We start from the raw sequence: 17999 nt of genomic DNA, 5'->3' as shown, positions 1-17999 counted from the left end.
AGGAGGAGATAGTTATTATAAACTACAAGTGGATATTGTGTCCTGTATGTGGAAATAAAACACGATTAAAGATAAGGGAAGATACTGAATTAAAAAAATTCCCCCTCTATTGTCCGAAATGCAGACAAGAAAATTTAATTGAAATAAAGCAGTTCAAAGTAACTGTGATTACAGAGCCAGACGCAAAGACGCAGAGCCGATAAAATGAGATTAATACAATCTCATTTTATCGGCTCTTTCCGTTATGTATGGATTCTTTTAATTAGTCTTCGATGTTTCTTGCTTCGTTGATACCGCTGGCTAAAGATTCCATTAAGGATAGTTCTTTGTCTGTAAAGCTATCCATGTATTTCTCTATCTGTAATCGTCGGGTGCTTTTTACCAAGTTATTAGCAGGTAAGAAAAATTCATCAACGGAAACATGAAGTAACGATACAAGGTCATAAAGAACTTGTATGCTGGGGTGTTGCCCTTTATTTTCAATATTAGTTAAGTACCGTGGGTCAATTTCAATCAATGCTCCCACTTGTTCACGAGTTAAACCTCGTTTCAATCGAGCTTCTTTAATGGCTAAACCAAAGGCTCTAAAATCATATTTATCTTCTTTTTTACGCATAGTAGACCACCTCTATACATTTTATTGTTCCTACTGAATTAAAAACAGGTATAGAAAAACGTGTTATATGGTTTATAGGTTTATATTTAATAAAAAGCACTACTAAACGCCAATAAAAAAAACCGTTATATGGTAGTGCTATTTACGCTGTTAAAATATTGTATATTACTTCCAAATGGCGGTTTGTTGGAGGTCAACGTCGCCATGAAGTACATCATATACAATAAATTTCCTTACATTGGGTTCTTGTCAAAAAAAGTCGTCTATCTGCAATAGATAAGTACGTCCACCAATGTGGTTTTATAAATCATATAGATAGAATAACAGAAGCATGTAAACAGAGAAATAAATCTGTTTATATGCTTTTTTGGCTATTCAGAACTTTTTTACAAAGTTTATTTATCAGTAATGCAACAAATCCCCCTTTCACATTGGGACTAAGAGTGAAAGGAGATAAACGAGCAAGGCTCACTTCCTTTCCTAGACAGAAAGGGGGTGAGAAACATGAAACCATCTTCTTTTCAGACCACAATAGAAAATCAGTTTGACTATATCTGTAAACGTGCTATGGAAGACGAGCGAAAGAATTATATGCTTTATCTTTCAAGGATTGCAAAGCGTGAGGTGTCCTTTTCGGATGTTGGCGATTATCTTGTTAGCCAGTTTGCGACAACAGATAACTATTCAACTGACTTTCAGATTTTTACACTCAATGGGTTATCAGTAGGCGTTGAAAATGATTTGTTGAGTGAAGCATTACGTGAGTTGCCAGACAAGAAACGTGAAATTCTACTGCTGTTTTACTTTATGGACATGAGCGATTCAGAAATTGCAGACCTGTTGAAATTGAACCGTTCTACTGTCTATCGGCATAGAACCAGTGGACTAGCCTTAATTAAAAAGTTTATGGAGGAATTTGAAGAATGAAAACACAATATCCTATGATTCCCTTTCCTCTCATTGTAAAGGCAACAGATGGCGATACCGAAGCGATTAACCAGATTCTACATCATTACAGAGGGTACATAACGAAGCGTTCCCTACGACTTATGAAAGATGAATATGGCAATCAAAGTATGGTCGTTGATGAAGTCTTACGTGGAAGAATGGAAACCAGACTGATTACAAAGATTTTGTCATTTGAAATTAAGTAATATCCTCTCTCCTTTCGTGGAAGCGTGCTAAACCATTCCACGCTTCCCGAACAGGGAGGTTTGTTATTCCACCAAAGCATATTGAGCTTTCAATGTGTTTTGATAGGCTAACGAGCCATTGTTCTTTGAAAACTGAATAAAAGTAATCGAATACGTTTCGATAAGAAAAGAGCCAACGGAACTAACCGCCATGACCTATCTTATAAAGATAGCGAGCGATTCATGTTAGTGATCCGAGAAGCAATCTTTAGCAGGATTGCCTGCAACGACATTCTTATCGTGATAATGATACTCCCATACAGTCAATAGTCCGAGCGTGATAAAACCGTCGCAGGCAATGAGTATGGCTACATGAGAACCATGCAGGGGTGGAACTCCCGTGAGCTTTGCTAAAGCTGTTCGATTGCTGGTAAAACAACTTTTATGAAATCCAAATAAGTGATTTGGAAAGGAGGATTTTATGAAGCAGACTGACATTCCTATTTGGGAACGTTATACCCTAACCATTGAAGAAGCGTCAAAATATTTTCGTATTGGCGAAAACAAGCTACGACGCTTGGCAGAGGAAAATAAAAATGCAAATTGGCTGATTATGAATGGCAATCGTATTCAGATTAAACGAAAACAATTTGAAAAAATTATAGATACATTGGACGCAATCTAGCGTCGCCAAAGGGTCTTGTATATGATAAAATAGTATTAAGTCGTATCAAGGCTCTTTCCATAAAGGAAAGGAGCAAATGCCATGTCAGAAAAAAGACGTGACAATAAAGGTCGAATCTTAAAGACTGGAGAGAGCCAACGAAAAGACGGAAGATACTTATACAAATATATAGATTCATTTGGAGAACCGCAATTTGTTTACTCGTGGAAACTTGTGGCTACAGACCGAGTACCAGCAGGAAAGCGTGATTGTATCTCACTTAGAGAGAAAATCGCAGAGTTACAGAAAGACATTCATGATGGTATTGATGTTGTAGGAAAGAAAATGACACTCTGCCAGCTTTACGCAAAACAGAACGCTCAAAGACCAAAGGTTAGAAAAAACACTGAAACTGGACGCAAATATCTTATGGATATTTTGAAGAAAGACAAGTTAGGTGTAAGAAGTATTGACAGTATTAAGCCATCAGACGCTAAAGAATGGGCTATTAGAATGAGTGAAAATGGTTATGCTTATCAAACCATCAATAACTACAAACGTTCTTTAAAGGCTTCATTCTATATTGCTATACAAGATGATTGTGTTCGGAAGAATCCATTTGACTTTCAACTGAAAGCAGTTCTTGATGATGATACTGTCCCTAAGACCGTACTAACAGAAGAACAGGAAGAAAAACTGTTAGCCTTTGCAAAAGCTGATAAAACCTACAGCAAAAATTATGATGAAATTCTGATACTCTTAAAAACAGGTCTTCGTATTTCAGAGTTTGGTGGTTTGACACTTCCAGATTTAGATTTTGAGAATCGTCTTGTCAATATAGACCATCAGCTATTGAGAGATACTGAAATTGGGTACTACATTGAAACACCAAAGACCAAAAGTGGCGAACGTCAAGTTCCTATGGTTGAAGAAGCCTATCAAGCATTTAAGCGAGTGTTAGCGAATCGAAAGAATGATAAGCGTGTTGAGATTGATGGATATAGTGATTTCCTCTTTCTTAATAGAAAGAACTATCCAAAAGTGGCAAGTGATTACAACGGCATGATGAAAGGTCTTGTTAAGAAATACAATAAGTATAACGAGGATAAATTGCCACACATCACTCCACATAGTTTGCGACATACATTCTGTACCAACTATGCAAATGCAGGAATGAATCCAAAGGCATTACAGTACATTATGGGACATGCTAATATAGCCATGACGCTGAACTATTACGCACATGCAACATTCGATTCTGCAATGGCAGAAATGAAACGCTTGAATAAAGAGAAGCAACAGGAGCGTCTTGTTGCTTAGTAGTACAAATGAATTTACTACTTATTTACCACTTCTGACAGCTAAGACATGAGGAAATATGCAAAGAAACGTGAAGTATCTTCCTACAGTAAAAATACTCGAAAGCACATAGAATAAGGCTTTACGAGCATTTAAGAAAATATAAAAAGATAATTAGAAATTTATACTTTGTTTTATATAAAATTTATATATAGTTTCTAAACTAACATACTCAATATTACCTCTAGTACCAATAATATCTATTGACCAAGAACTATTTTTAAAAATTACTCGATTATCATTAATAGATTTTTTACTATTTTCATACTGATTTAATTCAATTAAGACTATTTTCTTTTCCCTCAATAGTTCATCTTCAGTAATAGAAAGATTGAAAATCCTACTTATCAGTATTTTAAAAATTTTATTGAAATCTTCAGCTAGACAGTAACCACTTAAATTAATATAATCTCTAGATGTCTCTCCTTTAATAGCTGCACCATTCATATCAAACAATTCATTTAGTGATTGTTCATTCCCTGCTCGTATTAGTAAATGTTCAATAAGATGTGAAAATCCTAATTCATTTACTTGCTCAATACTAGTACCTGCAACAAACATCAATGAAAAATATGCAAATTTACTTGCTTGATTTTTTTTAAATATAATTTTCTTATTCATCAATTTTTAGAATCTCCCAGAGTTTACTTTTATCGAAATCATGACCACATGTAGGACAATGAGATTGCTTAGAGAAGTGCTTGAATTCATCTTCCCTAAAACTATAAAAATCAAATCTAAATAAAGTATTCCAAACATTACTATTTTTCTCTGTTACACAATCTAACCATTTCTTCACAACCCATGATGACAATAATAGAATATTAGTTAAAATATTTGCAGTTATTAATTTTCCATCATAGTTTGAAAATTTTTTAACTAAATTTTGAAAGTTATCACTATCTTGTTCATAAAGTAAACAATCAACACAGCCTATATTTTGAATATTAGGATTACAAAATAAGAGTTTACCTGCGCTACGTTGGCTAAAACAGTATATACTAGGGATATTAAATAAATAGCATGCTCTATTTACTAATCTTTGTGCTATATAAGGAGGTTCATCCATACAACAAAATACCCAGTCACTTTCAGAAATTTCTTTTTTTACAGCATCAACAGTGCTCATTTTTAATTTTCTTTTTGTGACTACACACTGATAATTACCGTTTTAGAATACAATCTTTTACACAGTCAACTTTATATTTACCAATATCGTTAAAGGTAAACATAGATTGCCTATTTATATTATTTTCTTTAACAATATCATCATCGACTAAATGAAGTCGCCCTACCCCTAATTGGGCTAATTGTAATGCGATATGAGAACCACCGGCTCCACATCCTAGTATGGTAACTTTTAAATTACTCAATTTTTCAAGTAATTTAATCCCACCAATACCTTCACTAGAATAATAAGTTTCTAGTGATTCATTAATTAAATAGTGATCAATTTGATTTACAGGTCTATCTAATATTTCTAATAAATTACGATCAGAAAATTTAGATATATATTTTTCTATAATATTTTCGGATATATCATATTTTTTTCTTAATAAATCTTTAATTTCTTCAAAGCTATTAATTCCATTGCAACAAGAAATTAAATCTGACCAAAAATCTGAGTATCCTGTAATTTCTAATACATCAACATCATCAGCTCCAATTCTTAATCTGTCGTTCTTCCATTGGTAAACGATTCTATCCTGGTTCCATTTTGGGAAATAATTATCCATTTTATATCCTCAACTATTTGATAAAAGCATGCAAGATGAACATGCATGCTTCTGTTATACACGAGAAGTCGATTAATATTATTGACTTCTTTTTTATTAATACAAACTAATTTAAACTCTCTTTTTAAGAGTTTAAATTAACTAAATCTAAAATTATCTTAGATAAAGTACCAATTAGTTGTATCTTCTTCACGAATTTCTTCAAATTCTAACTCCAAAATGTTGAAATCTTCCATAATCATGATCATCACCTCCTTTCTATTATAAAACAATAATCTGATCAAACTCTTCCAATATTTCTGGATTTTGATCATGAGTAATGACAATAACAATTGCATCTTTAATGGATAGAATGTAATCCATTATTTCTTTTGCTTTTATTGGATCAAGGTTACTTGTAGGTTCGTCAAATATATAAACTGAATATGTTTTGACTAAAAACCTAGCTAAATCAATTCGTTGCTTTTCTCCTTCTGAAATGATTTGGTTTGATTGAGCTAGGTTTTTACGAAGGAAGTCTTCATTAAAACCTAAGGATTTTCTTAATTTTTCAGTTAAATGAAGGTTTCTAGCCAATTTGATATTCTCTAGAATATTGCCTTCAATCAGAAAGTCATTTTTTTGCACAAACGCAATATCTTTATATAACTCCTCTGAGGAAATATCAATATTCTGTTTTCCGTTGATTTTTATTTCTCCATCATAAAGATTTTTTGGATAATAATTTAGTATTAATTTTACTAAAGTTGTTTTCCCAGCTCCTGAAGCACCTATAATTGCATAGCGCTTGCCTTTTTTAAATTCATAGGAAAAATGATCAAATAATATTTTATTTTCAATTTCATAATGTAATTGGCTAATAGAAATGGTCGAAATGTTATCACAATCAATTGTACTTGTTTTATGGGAAGTTCCTTGATTTGTCTCATATAGATTTTCCTGGATATTATCAATAATGGACTTGCTACTGCTGATTAAATTTTTATTGTAAAGAATAGATTGTAATGGAGCAAAAACACCGTTTAATAATTGAATACTTGCTACTAGTAATCCAATAGTCAGTAAGTTATTTCTTACAAAAAAGATACCAGCGACCATACAGGATAGTTGAGAGCCAAAACTTAGTAAAATTCCAGTAGTTGAAGCTAAGTCTTTTAAGAATTGATATGTTTTTCTGGACTCTTCAAATTCTAAACTGATTCCCTGAATTTTTTCTTGGGTCCAGCTTTGAATATTTAATAACTTAATTTGTTCAAAACCATTAATAAAGTTTGTCATTTTTGACAAATAGTGATTATTTTGTAGAGAATAATTATTTGTTGATTTAGTCATTAACTTTCCAGGAATTTGTGATAGGAAAACCGTTATACTCGACAATAAAAGGAAGACTAATGCTAATCGCCATTCTATATAAATAATAGCAACCACACTCATGATAAGGCTCCCTAAATTTGCAATTAGAGAGATTTTAGGGATTAATAAATTTTCTTGAATAAGGTCACTGTTTTTGGTGATATTATTTAAGAAATCTGAATGGTTACGGTTGTCAGTTTGGTTAAATTCACGCGATAAATAATGTAATAAGAGACGCCTTTTTAGATCTAAAATAACTTTTTTTACATATTCGTTTTTAAGATAGGTATAGGAAGAAGAAATCAAGAACCACAGTAAAATCGAACCTACAGAAATAGTGATATGAAAGAGTAATCCACTATTTGAATTAGATATACTATCAAGTATTCTTCCTAATTGCAGAGAGAAGAATGTCATTAAAAGAGCACTTGTCAAACTTAATAAAATAATCAAGAAATATAGTAATTTATATTGTTTCATAATCTGGTTCATATCTTACTCCTTAAGTAACTCTGATGAGAATATTATAATCCAAATATGAAAATCAGAAACAAACTTCCCGTATTGGGGACGCAATGAATAGTTTACACTAAATATAAAAAAAAATTATAAAATAATTATTTTTTAAAATAAGAGGAGAACTCATATTTTTATTTAACAATGAATATATCACACTAAACCAGATAGAATATACAAGTTAATTTGTACCGAAATTACTATATATTATAAGAAAAATAGAAACTCTAAAGCATTCTGTACACTTTAATTTTAATTCATCTCTTTTTGTTTCTAATACAGAGTATTGAGACTGGATTATAAGCACATCAACAAAAAACTCTATTCAAACCTACCTTTGAATAAAGTCTTTTAACTATCTAAAAAGTTCACATTTTATGCTTATTTATGGAGTTAATGAAGCGCCAACTAAATCCTAGAACCAACATCAGATTGATGAAAAAGTACACAGCCGTAAAACTAGTTAAACCATGTTGTCTGATATCATCAAAATATAAACTAGGTTCAGTAAAGAACAGATAAATTCCATAGACCTCCACGAAAATAAGAAAACTGATAAAACCAATAAGGAAAAGTCCACTGGCAATAAGAAAGAGTCTCCATAAAAGAATGAGAATTCCTCCTACTGCTAAAAAAATTACTGGGATAAGGAGTAAATCATTCATGACTTTCTCCTTTCTAATCAATCAACTGACGATAATGGGTGGCAAGAGAGGAATCAAACTCTTCTAATTTTTGAACTAAGTCCAAATACTCTTCTTTTTCATGTTCTTCAAAGTCCACACCTTGATGATTCTGAAGAGCGATTTCCAATTGACTAGTGAGCTCTCGTTTAGAAAAACTGTAATCCCCTGTCACTTCCTCATAATGTTCCTTTAACTCCTTGTAGGCTTGGTATTCTTCAGGTGTTTGAAATCCCTGTACCAAAGCCTCTTCTAATTGATAATAGGTATCTTCCATCATAATCGTTACCTCGTTTCTTTCTATCTTTATTCTACCGCGCTTTTCTTTTCTTGTCCGCTATTTATATCTATTTTTTAATCTAATTCAAAAGAAAGTTGTTCTTGCTTTTCTTTTCCTTTTTCGTGGAATTGTCGTAAGGCCTGATCAATAATATCTAAATCCGTTTCTGTTTCAATCAATGGCGCGAGTACATCGTATTCGGCCTTTTTAGTTTGATAATCCTCTTCCTTTGGAAAATTTTTCTCAATTTCTACCTTAGCAGTAGTCCATTTATCCTTTAATTCATCCAATAAGTTCTGAGTTTTCACTTGGTCATCTTTAATGTGGTCTATCGTATGCTGAAGCCTTTGAATTGTCCCCAAAGGAGAATACAAATCCAAACTGACAGAATACTGATTTTCTCCTACAATCTTAACAGAGAAGGTTTCAGGAAGAGGCTGATTCGTTGGTAGACTAAGCATTTTAATGTCAAATCCTCGATAACTTGCTAGGGTTCGAAATTCTTTGCTGTCAGATTGATTATGACGGATAAGACGGTGTAGGGATTCACCTGCTTCAGCTCGTTGCTCAAAAACTTGTTTACCTATCGTCATAGAAAATGATTGGTCTTTCGACATTTCAGACTGTTGAATGTCGCCTTCATACTTGCTTAATCGTTTCTCAAGAATGGGCATATTTTCTTCACAGTAAGAGATTGTATGACGATAGTGATCCTTGCTGCGTTGAAAGGCGCGTCTTTGATTTTCTAATAGAGTTAGATCATTCTCTAGTTCCATCTTATATTTGAGATAAGGATTACCTGTTGCTAGTGCCTTAAAATCAGAAGCTGTCATAGTCTGTTCATCAATATCTTCCGCAGCACGAATCGGCTCCTTAGAAGTCATAATCTGCTTAATATAACGGAGTTTGTTCTCCTGAGTTGCCCATAGATAATTATCAAACGAACCTTTGGTAATATAGTGGTAAATATCCACTTCCTTGTTTTCATTTCCCTGTCGGATAATACGTCCATTACGTTGCTGAATGTCACTTGGTCTCCACGGTACATCCAGATGGTGAACTGCTTTCATCTTGCTCTGAACATTTAAACCTGTTCCTCCTTTTTCAGTTGAGGCAAGAAGAACCCGAACCTCTCCTGCATTAACCTTTCGAGACAAGCTATTCTTCTTTTCATCACTATTGGCATCATGTACAAAGGCAATTTCCATACTAGGGATTCCTCTATCAACTAATAAAGCCTTAATCTCAGAATAAACATCAAAGCCATTATCTTTTTTCTTAGGTGTGCCGATATCTGAAAAAATCATCTGAGTAGCCTTATTTTCCATTCCCTCACGATAAATTCTTTCAACATTATCCACTACCTGAAGCAGTTTATGATTGTCTGCTAGACTATAACTAGAGTCCAATAAACGCATATCAATAGCTAGTTTCCGCGCCTCACCCGTAATCTTCAACATGTTATCCTGGCTCGGATCAACTGTTCCACATTTGACCATATCTGACCTCATAACTAATTCTTCTAAATAGAGTTTCTGGTTTTCAGTTAACTCACTCTCAATAGGGATAATATGAGCTTCTGGAACAGGTAAATCCAACATATCTTGTGTTTGAATGTCGGCTGTTTCTTTATAGATTTTCATCAACTCAGGTAGATTGACAAACTTTTTAAATCGTTTCTTAGGTTGGTACTTATCCCCTGTAGGAGCTAATTCCATAGAGTTTTGAATTTCTCCAAAAGCACCTACCCAAGAGTCAAAATAATCAACTTGATAGCGTTTTAAGATATCTGGTTGAATGTAGTTCATCATAGTATATAACTCACTAATAGAATTGGAAACAGGTGTTCCTGTCGCAAAGACAATGTTTTTAAAATCATGTTCTTCCTGAATCTGTCGAACCTTCATTTCCATATCCACGTTCTTCTTAGAGGTTGTATTGGTAATACCTGCTACATTCCCAAGTCCAGTAATTGGACGTATATTTTTAAAGTGATGTGCTTCATCCACAAAGAGAAAATCAATTCCTAAGTTCTCAAAATCAATAAAACTATCACGATTAAAGCGTTGGAGTTCTTCCAATTGTCTCTCAAGACCACTTATTGATTGCTCTGCTTCTTTAACGGTGTACTTATTTTCAGAATGTGTTTTAATCTCTCGTAGTTCATTGAGTTTGTCCTCGATATAATTCATCTGTCTTTCCTTACTGACAGGGATTTTTTCAAATTGAGAATCCCCAATGACAATGGCATCGTAATCTCCTGTAATGATACGTGACACAAATTGTTTTCTTCTCGCCTTCACAAAATCTTTCTTAGTGGTCACAAAGACTTTTTTAGTAGGGAAAAATTTCATGATTTCTTGGCCAAACTGAGCAGACAAACTAGAGGGCACCACATACAAGGGCTTATGAACCATCCCCAACTCCTTTAATTTAAACCCAGCACCAAGCATGGTCAAGGTCTTTCCTGAACCTACCTCATGAGCTAATAAAGCTCTTTTTTCTTCTACGATTCTTTGAATAGCATTCTCTTGATGAGGACGAAGACTGATGTTTTGTGCCAAGCCATCAATGACTAGATGGCTACCATCATACTCTCGACTAACTGTTCGATTATAAAGACGATTATAGCTTTCCTCAATGACCTGTTGGACTTCTGGATACCGTGAGACAAATTCTTGAAAGAGCTCTTGTAAATGCTGCTCTTTTGCTCTTAGAACAGAGGTTTTTTCCAAATCTGTGATAGTCTTTTTCTTTTCCCCTTCCGTAACAGTCATGGTAATCGTCGGTTGGTTCGAATTAAGTAAATTCTCAAAAATCTTTCTTCCTGTATCATAACGTGACCCACTAACTCCAAGACTACTATCTTTGGCACTTGGATAGCGATAAACAAATGATGTCCTTAAATGAACTTGGCCATCAACAGGATTCACTTCAATGACTTGTTCAACATCTGGCGAAGACAATTCAAATTCACGATTGGTAAAACATTCAAAGGCAAATTTACCATAAACGGATTGAGGAATCCAACGTGACCCTATTTTAAACTCAATATCTGCCAGATGAATCCGTGGAGGACGAACAGATTCTAACAAATCTAAAGCATGGGGCCAGTCACATTCTTGGTTGTTTTCCTCCACTAATAGTTGAACTACTTCTATCTTGTTGAGAATATCTCCTGATAAAAACTGGTTCTTAGAAAGATATTTTCTTTCCCCTCTTAAATAGCTTTCTGGATCTATTAAAATCTGGTCACCTAACTCATCTAAAATAGCAGCTTGGCTATGTTCGGGATAAATTGATACCATATAGTCTAAATCAACCCCTCTACCATCCGATAAACTAGAGTTTAAGGCATCTAGAGCCGTTGATACTCTTGCAATCACTCTCTCCGGCCTAACCAATGCTTTCTCAAAGGCTAAAGATTTTTTATATTTTACTTTCTGATCTTTAGAATCAATGTATTCATCTTCTAAACTTGCAAGCAAAGAATACTTATCGTCACTATCAAATAAGTTCCGATTGACTGAGGCATTCAAGTATCCAAATTGACTTACAAAGCGGTCATAGTCACGATTGAGTTTACTAAGTAATACCTGAAAATCTGTCCGACTATAATCTTGATGACGTTGAATTTCAATTAAGGATTGATAGGTCTCTCTCAAATCAACCATTCCCTTAATGCGACTAATATCCTTATCCGATAAGGGACTTTCATAAAAGACAGTTTTTTTGAACAGTCCCTTATATTTCCCCCTTTTACTCGCTTCTTCTGACTTGTAAACATCTAGTGCTTCCTCATCAGTCAAATGAAGTTGCACGAATCGGTCTATTTTATGTTCAGACAAAGAACTGTCCCAAGCTTTAAACTCTCCCTTCTCGTCTACATAATAACTAATTTCGTCTACTTTTGAGCTTTTTCGAATACCATGCGTATCTCGGTAATAAATTTGATTTCCCTCATATCCAAAAGAATAGAGCGCTAAGTCCTCACGTATACGACTTGGGATAGAATTATCCACTTCTTCTTTGATAAAAACAGGTGCTTTCAAAGAATTGTCAATTTGTTTAGGTGCTTCCACATTCTCTAATGCTTTCATTATGTCAGTAGCTAATGTTTCTGATACCCCCTTAACATTGAGAGTTCCTCCATTAAAATTACGTACCTCATATTCACCCAAAACTTGTGTATTGTATTTCCCATCAAAATAAGGATTGATCCAGACACGCTTATCCTCCTCAAAGGGAATAGAACCACTAAAAACAAGTTCCTCCTCATTAAGATTCTTTGCTTGATCCTTTTGAAAGAAGAGGAGATCTGTGGTCACTCGAGTACCTGCAATCTTTTTAAAAGCCGTATCCGGCAAACGAACTCCCCCTAAAAAATGAGTATTGGATTTAATCTCTTGTAAGACATTATCTGTCCGCTTATCCATTGTCCCGATAGAAGAGATAATCGAAACTTGTCCTCCATCTCTTACTAAATCAAGTGAGTGTTTGACAAAGTAGTCGTGAATCATATAAGGTTTATCATAATTTTTATCGGCAATGCGAAAATTTCCAAATGGTACATTCGTTAAGACTAAATCAAAACTATTATTTTGATAGGGGACTTCTTCAAATCCTCGCACTTCAATATGGACATTTGGATGGAGTTGTTTTGCGATTGTACCTGTCACACTGTCTAATTCAACCCCATAGAGTTCTGATTTCTCTCGTATACTGCTAGGCATCGCCGCAAAGAAGTTCCCAGTTCCCATAGAAGGATCTAATATCCTTCCTCCCTCAAAACCATCATCCAGTAATTTTTGCCAAATCTGGCGAATAATCATTGGGTCTGTATAATAGGCTGTGAGAGAACTTTGTTTCATGGTGGAGTATTCTGACTTACTTACTAAACTCTTGAGAGTTAAACGTTCTGATTCATACTTTGGATTGACTTCATCAAAAAATTCATTGGCAAGACCACCCCAGCCGACATACTTGGCTAGTAGCTCTTGTTCTTCTGGATTCGCTTGTCGTCCCTCTTTTTCTAATCTTTTAACAAGTTCAATTGCGGCGATATTCGTTTCAATTTTTTCTCGATTTGTCTTAGGATAAAAGTCCTCTAAATCATCTGGAAAAACAAAATCTTGAACGGGGACATCCGTCTCTTCTATACCTGAAATTAAAGGTTTTGTTTCCTTATCCTTTTCCTTTTCCTTATCCTTTTCCTTTTCATTATCCTCTTCCAGATAGGAAAACAAATCTATTTCCTGGCTTTCACTTGATGATTCAATCTCAATATCTGAATCTTCTTTTTCAAGTTCTACATGAGACAATACTTGTTCAATCTCTTCCAAACTGTTCAAGTATAAGATAGGATTCTCTTCAAATAACTGCTTGGAATCATTGAATAGCTCTAGGCGAACTAAGTCATTTAACTGTGCATTTTCAATCGAAACCAACTGAAATACTTGTCCTTTATAACTTACTTGTGAACCAATCGGATATTCCCTCAAAGCTTCTTCTACAATTTTATCTACTTTAGATAGGGAATGAACTTCCACATTTTCTTCTACCTGGTCAATATTATCTAAAGGTAAGACTGCTTCCTCTACTTGCTTAGACTTTTCTCTTATAGCCTTTACTTCATCAAAATGAGTAATAATCTTCAGCTTTTGTGTCAGTGGGAGTTGTGTGTAGTTTTCTTCATGATGGACAAGATCCGTAACGGTATCTAAAGTAGCCATTAATTCAGAACCCAAATAGGCTAGAACATCTCCTTCTTTTTCTTCAAAATGAATCTCAAGAACTTCTTTTTTAAGCTCTTTTGAGTCAACCATTAGAAGAAATTCCTCTATATCTCTACTAACACGGTCAGATAGATTATTCGCAACCCGATAGACATTGACTAAATTGACATCCTGATTCTGATGAAATACAAGCTCACTTAATGGTTCTAACTTCTCTTTTTCAGATTGGATGTAAAATCGAGTGGAAAGATTATAGGTTGCGACTTCTAGCACCAAGTATTTCTCCCAACTACTTAATTGAGATAATTTATCTAGACCCGCTTGTCCAAAATTTCTTGTGTAACTTTCTAAATCTTGGTCATTGTTTTCAGAACTAGCCTCTAGGAAAGAAACAATATCTTGATCAAAAGAATAGACGTGAGGAATCTCTTCTATCTTGCCCTCTTCAGTCAAAAAATTCTCTACCAAGTCCTGCCATTTCTCATCAAAATGTTGCGCTTGATAACGAAGAAATAGGGTCATTTTCTCCCTATCTTTTGGAATTGTTCCACGAAACATAGCCAATAATTGCATTACTTCCATACTTGCTCCTTTCATCTATACGAAAATAGGAGAATCACATGATTCCCCTACAACTCTATCTCCATTTCAACCTCTTGAGGACCGGTTTCTAAATCACTAGACAAAAGAGAAACGGCATCTGTTCTCATGTAGTAAGTATATAAGTCTTCTAGGTCTTGTTGGTTTTCAATCCCTGTTTCAATACTAATCAGAGCCTGTATAAATTCCTTGTAGTGACTCTCCATCATATCTGAAATCTTTTGTTTCATTTCCATAAATACTGAAGACGGTTCAGTTATATTTGTTTGGTCTATGTCTTGTAAATCCTTTTCTAAGGGATTGCTTCCTTCTTCTACTTCCACTAAATCTGAACGACCATCACCATCAGAATCTGCGCTAAGAGGATTGGTTCCTAGCGCTAATTCTTGAGCATCAGTTAATCCATCTTGATCCGAATCACGTTGATAAATGGCTTCCATATACTTCCTTCTTTCCTAGTTAATCTTTTTTCACTCCAATCCTACCAAATATTCCTTGAAAGAAGTATCACAACAAAAAAGAGAACGAGCCAAAACTACGTTCTCAAATAATATTGTGATTATAAACAAGTGCTTCAGATATTCGGAATTTATGCGGTATATAATCAAAAACTTTCTTATAGCTGAATCTTGCTATATCATCTATGTGATAAATCGGTCACTCGAATGACTTGGTCCACTTGTTCCCAAATAAGAGGATTGTGGGTCGCAATAATAATGGTCCGATTCGGATTTTTTAAAGATTCTAGGATAGAAAGTAATTCCTCAGAGTTTTTGGGGTCTAGCGACGCAGTTGGTTCATCTGCGAGAATCAAAGGCGGATCCTTTAAAATTATCTTCGCTAGTGCAACACGTTGTGCTTCTCCTCCTGATAACTCAAATATAGGTTGCTTTAAATCCAAATAGGATAGGTTTACACGATTTAGAGCTTGTTTCATCAAAGAGATTTTCTCTTTTTCTTTCAACTTTTTACCAACTAAACCCAGATTGAGATTCTCTTTGACGGTTTGGCTTTCAATTAAGCCAAAATCTTGAAATAAATATCCCAAGTAATCTCTAAAGAAAACAGAGGGCTTAATGTCTTTAAGAGAAGTGCCATCATAGATGATTTGCCCTTTGTCATATGGCTCTAATCGTCCAATCATATTCAAGAGTGTTGTCTTACCACAGCCACTTGTACCGATTAAGGCATAAATTTTCCCACCTTCAAAATGAAGATTAGTATCTGAAAATAGCTGACGGCTTCCAAATTTTTTAGATATATTCTTTAGTTCAATCATCCTATTTTCCTTTCATAATTGTCATAGAAACACGAGATTCTTTCTGCGCTTGACGGTAAAGCGTCAGAACTGCACTAACTAGAAAGACTAATAAAGTGAGTAAGCCAATTACCCAGTCTCTACTGCGTAAAATAAAGAGACTAGCACCAAATACAAAACTGGCAAATTGACTAACCATATACTGAGCATGCGTTTCAAAAAATCGTAAACCTGAAATTCGTTTAATCAAGATATCTCGACGGAATTGCTCGAAATATAGAAGATTGACAGAATAAAAGAGTAACAAGGAACTAGCTATCCCCACAATAGCTCCTAAGATTAAAGTTGCTGTTTCAGTTTGCACTTCATTATAACGAGTTAGATAAACACTTCTTCCTTCTTTAAGATAAGATACTTGCTCATAAATTCCAGCTTCCTTCAAGAGAGATAGACCACTCTCATATCCTTTGATAAAGAGTTGCTTTCCAGCATTGATAGACCAACTAGATTTGGAAATGATACTATCACCTGTAGATGTTGGAGTAAATACAACTAAAATCGGATCGGTTAAGTACTGAATAGATACTGGACTTTCACCGTTATTATAAACAAATCGCTTTTCTCCTGTTGGAAGATAGCTAACAATCGCTCTCATTTCATATTCTAAAGGAGCGTTTTTATCCTCGCTTGATTTTCCGTAATAGTTTAAACTTTCTTCAAAAACTTTCTTAAGTTCTGCTTCCTGTGAGCGAAGAGATTCTGGTAATAAAAGTCCAAATTCCCCTTTTTGAAGATGAGCTAATTTCTGTCTAGTCTCATCATTTACAGCCACATTTTCCTTATCCAAATAACTTGGACTGACATAGAGAACATTAGCATCTGGACTATAGGTATCCAGTGTCTCTCCCTGTTCATTTTTTCCTTGAGGATTTGCAAAATGAATGAGATTATCTTTTACAAATAGAGCCTGTTCTTTTTCAACTGCTTCTTTGGAAAATTCATACCACTTATTCAGATTTTCTGTATCTTTTCCTCTATCACCTAAACCAAAAGAAATTTGATAATAATCTGCTCTATCCTGCCATGCTTGTTTTGAAATTTCAAGTTCTTTCAATCGTTGGTAAGACGTCAAACCCGTCTTAACAGCGTAGCCTACTGTAAAAACAGCTACTAACTGACACAATAGGGTTAAAGTCATCAAGCGTTTAAGGGGTAATCTCCCCTTAATAACGGGAACTAATGCTTTGTAACTCAAACTCATTAGGTAAAGGAGCATTAGTAAAATTGAAATCCCCAATAAAAACAAAAGGTAAAAACTAATCCCAAAACCATAGGTAGCTAACAAGATAGGATAAAACAAACCTTGACTAAAAAGAACGACTCCCCCACCTAGGAAGGAAAGGAGGGCTGATAGAAGGAGCCACTTGATATCAGTCGATAAAGAATGCCCCATGATGGATAAGAGTGTCTGACCAGAAAAGAGTTTTATACCTGCTACTCTCATTTCCTTAATCCGAGTGATAATCACTAAAGCAAAGAAAGATAAGCCAAATATTGCTAAACTAATTAAAATAAGTGGATTTAGTAAAATTCGAAAAGCAAGAGAATAAGGAGGTGTCTTTCGGTCAGCAATTGCTTTATAACCCAAATCTCCTAATTTATCGGCTAGCTTTTCTTTCGTCAAGAAGCCTGATAAAAGGAGATAACTATTTAGTGGATCACTACGTTCACGACTTTCTTGGCTAGCTTCTTGGAATTCTTTTGGTAATGTTCCCTGACCATAAGTTGCATAAGTAAAGTGAGTCGTCCCATCCTTACTCGGCTCTACAATTCTTCTAGCTATTAAACTCTGTTCTGAGTTTACAAACTTCTCTAATTCCTTTTCAAATACCTCACGCGTCGGTTCCTGAGTATCTTTTTTGACACGAAGTAGAGAAACGGAATCATAGCTTGCATATAAATATTGTGGCGCACGTAAGACTATAATCCAAGCAAAGAAGAAGCTGAGAAAAAAAGTTGATAATAATATGAATAGTTTCTTCATAGTAGACTCCTTGTAAACAAAA

The 17999-nt window shown here is 34.5% G+C and carries 16 protein-coding genes; 5 read left to right on the top strand and 11 right to left on the bottom strand.

The genetic code is table 11. The annotated features are described in order from the left end of the window. The first annotated feature begins 17 nt into the window (after positions 1–17). The gene (locus tag FQT24_RS02690) at positions 18–203 is read left to right on the top strand and encodes a cysteine-rich KTR domain-containing protein (RefSeq protein WP_011058338.1); all 186 of its coding nucleotides are present in this window, start codon (positions 18–20) and stop codon (positions 201–203) included. Positions 204–262: 59 nt separating this feature from the next. Here FQT24_RS02690 and FQT24_RS02685 read toward each other — a convergent pair whose 3' ends face one another. Then, positions 263–616 (bottom strand): helix-turn-helix transcriptional regulator, encoded by a 354-nt coding sequence (locus tag FQT24_RS02685; protein ID WP_001227347.1) that lies wholly within the window; start codon positions 614–616, stop codon positions 263–265. Positions 617–1120: 504 nt separating this feature from the next. Between FQT24_RS02685 and FQT24_RS02675 the strand changes: the two genes are divergently transcribed. The 4 genes from FQT24_RS02675 (at position 1121) to FQT24_RS02655 (ending at position 3733) form a co-directional block, all read left to right on the top strand. Beyond that, a complete protein-coding gene (locus FQT24_RS02675) occupies positions 1121–1543 on the top strand; it encodes a sigma-70 family RNA polymerase sigma factor (protein WP_000804885.1) in 423 nt (140 codons plus the stop codon). Then, complete coding sequence (locus FQT24_RS02670) at positions 1540–1770, top strand: helix-turn-helix domain-containing protein (RefSeq protein ID WP_000857133.1); 231 nt, start codon at positions 1540–1542, stop codon at positions 1768–1770. Before FQT24_RS02675 ends, FQT24_RS02670 begins: the two co-directional genes overlap by 4 nt. Positions 1771–2230: 460 nt before the next feature. Next, entirely contained in the window at positions 2231–2434 is a 204-nt protein-coding gene (locus tag FQT24_RS02660) for an excisionase (protein ID WP_000814511.1), read from the top strand. A gap of 81 nt (positions 2435–2515) precedes the next feature. Continuing rightward, positions 2516–3733 (top strand): tyrosine-type recombinase/integrase, encoded by a 1218-nt coding sequence (locus FQT24_RS02655; protein WP_001291561.1) that lies wholly within the window; start codon positions 2516–2518, stop codon positions 3731–3733. Positions 3734–3886: 153 nt separating this feature from the next. On the opposite strand, the gene FQT24_RS02650 is transcribed toward FQT24_RS02655, so the two are convergent. From FQT24_RS02650 to FQT24_RS02610, 10 genes are all read right to left on the bottom strand, one after another. Further along, positions 3887–4393 (bottom strand): M16 family metallopeptidase, encoded by a 507-nt coding sequence (locus FQT24_RS02650; RefSeq protein ID WP_050218058.1) that lies wholly within the window; start codon positions 4391–4393, stop codon positions 3887–3889. Next, the gene (locus tag FQT24_RS10990; RefSeq protein WP_260666098.1) at positions 4386–4901 is read right to left on the bottom strand and encodes a ThiF family adenylyltransferase; all 516 of its coding nucleotides are present in this window, start codon (positions 4899–4901) and stop codon (positions 4386–4388) included. Before FQT24_RS10990 ends, FQT24_RS02650 begins: the two co-directional genes overlap by 8 nt. A gap of 34 nt (positions 4902–4935) precedes the next feature. After that, the gene (locus FQT24_RS10985; RefSeq protein ID WP_260666096.1) at positions 4936–5508 is read right to left on the bottom strand and encodes a HesA/MoeB/ThiF family protein; all 573 of its coding nucleotides are present in this window, start codon (positions 5506–5508) and stop codon (positions 4936–4938) included. A gap of 261 nt (positions 5509–5769) precedes the next feature. After that, positions 5770–7353 carry an ATP-binding cassette domain-containing protein gene (locus FQT24_RS02640; protein ID WP_143952095.1) on the bottom strand — a complete coding sequence of 528 codons (1584 nt, stop codon included), beginning with the start codon at positions 7351–7353 and terminating at the stop codon, positions 5770–5772. Between the two features lie 392 nt (positions 7354–7745). Continuing rightward, entirely contained in the window at positions 7746–8042 is a 297-nt protein-coding gene (locus FQT24_RS02635) for a DUF5966 family protein (RefSeq protein WP_000998890.1), read from the bottom strand. 13 nt (positions 8043–8055) lie between these two features. Beyond that, positions 8056–8340: a DUF5962 family protein gene (locus FQT24_RS02630; protein WP_000969637.1), complete on the bottom strand. Its 285-nt coding sequence runs from the start codon at positions 8338–8340 to the stop codon at positions 8056–8058. Positions 8341–8414: 74 nt separating this feature from the next. Next, positions 8415–14657 carry a DEAD/DEAH box helicase family protein gene (locus tag FQT24_RS02625; protein ID WP_185952536.1) on the bottom strand — a complete coding sequence of 2081 codons (6243 nt, stop codon included), beginning with the start codon at positions 14655–14657 and terminating at the stop codon, positions 8415–8417. Positions 14658–14704: 47 nt separating this feature from the next. Next, positions 14705–15115, bottom strand: a complete 411-nt coding sequence (locus FQT24_RS02620) for a thrombospondin type 3 repeat-containing protein (protein WP_143952093.1) — start codon at positions 15113–15115, stop codon at positions 14705–14707. Positions 15116–15312: 197 nt separating this feature from the next. Next, positions 15313–15954 (bottom strand): ABC transporter ATP-binding protein, encoded by a 642-nt coding sequence (locus FQT24_RS02615; RefSeq protein WP_000571283.1) that lies wholly within the window; start codon positions 15952–15954, stop codon positions 15313–15315. A gap of 1 nt (position 15955) precedes the next feature. Next, a complete protein-coding gene (locus tag FQT24_RS02610) occupies positions 15956–17977 on the bottom strand; it encodes a bacteriocin-associated integral membrane family protein (RefSeq protein ID WP_143952092.1) in 2022 nt (673 codons plus the stop codon). Positions 17978–17999 lie beyond the last annotated feature (22 nt).

Source organism: Streptococcus mitis, assembly GCF_901542415.1.
Taxonomy (GTDB): Bacteria; Bacillota; Bacilli; order Lactobacillales; family Streptococcaceae; genus Streptococcus; species Streptococcus mitis_BL.
This window is presented reverse-complemented; position numbering and strand designations above follow the sequence as displayed.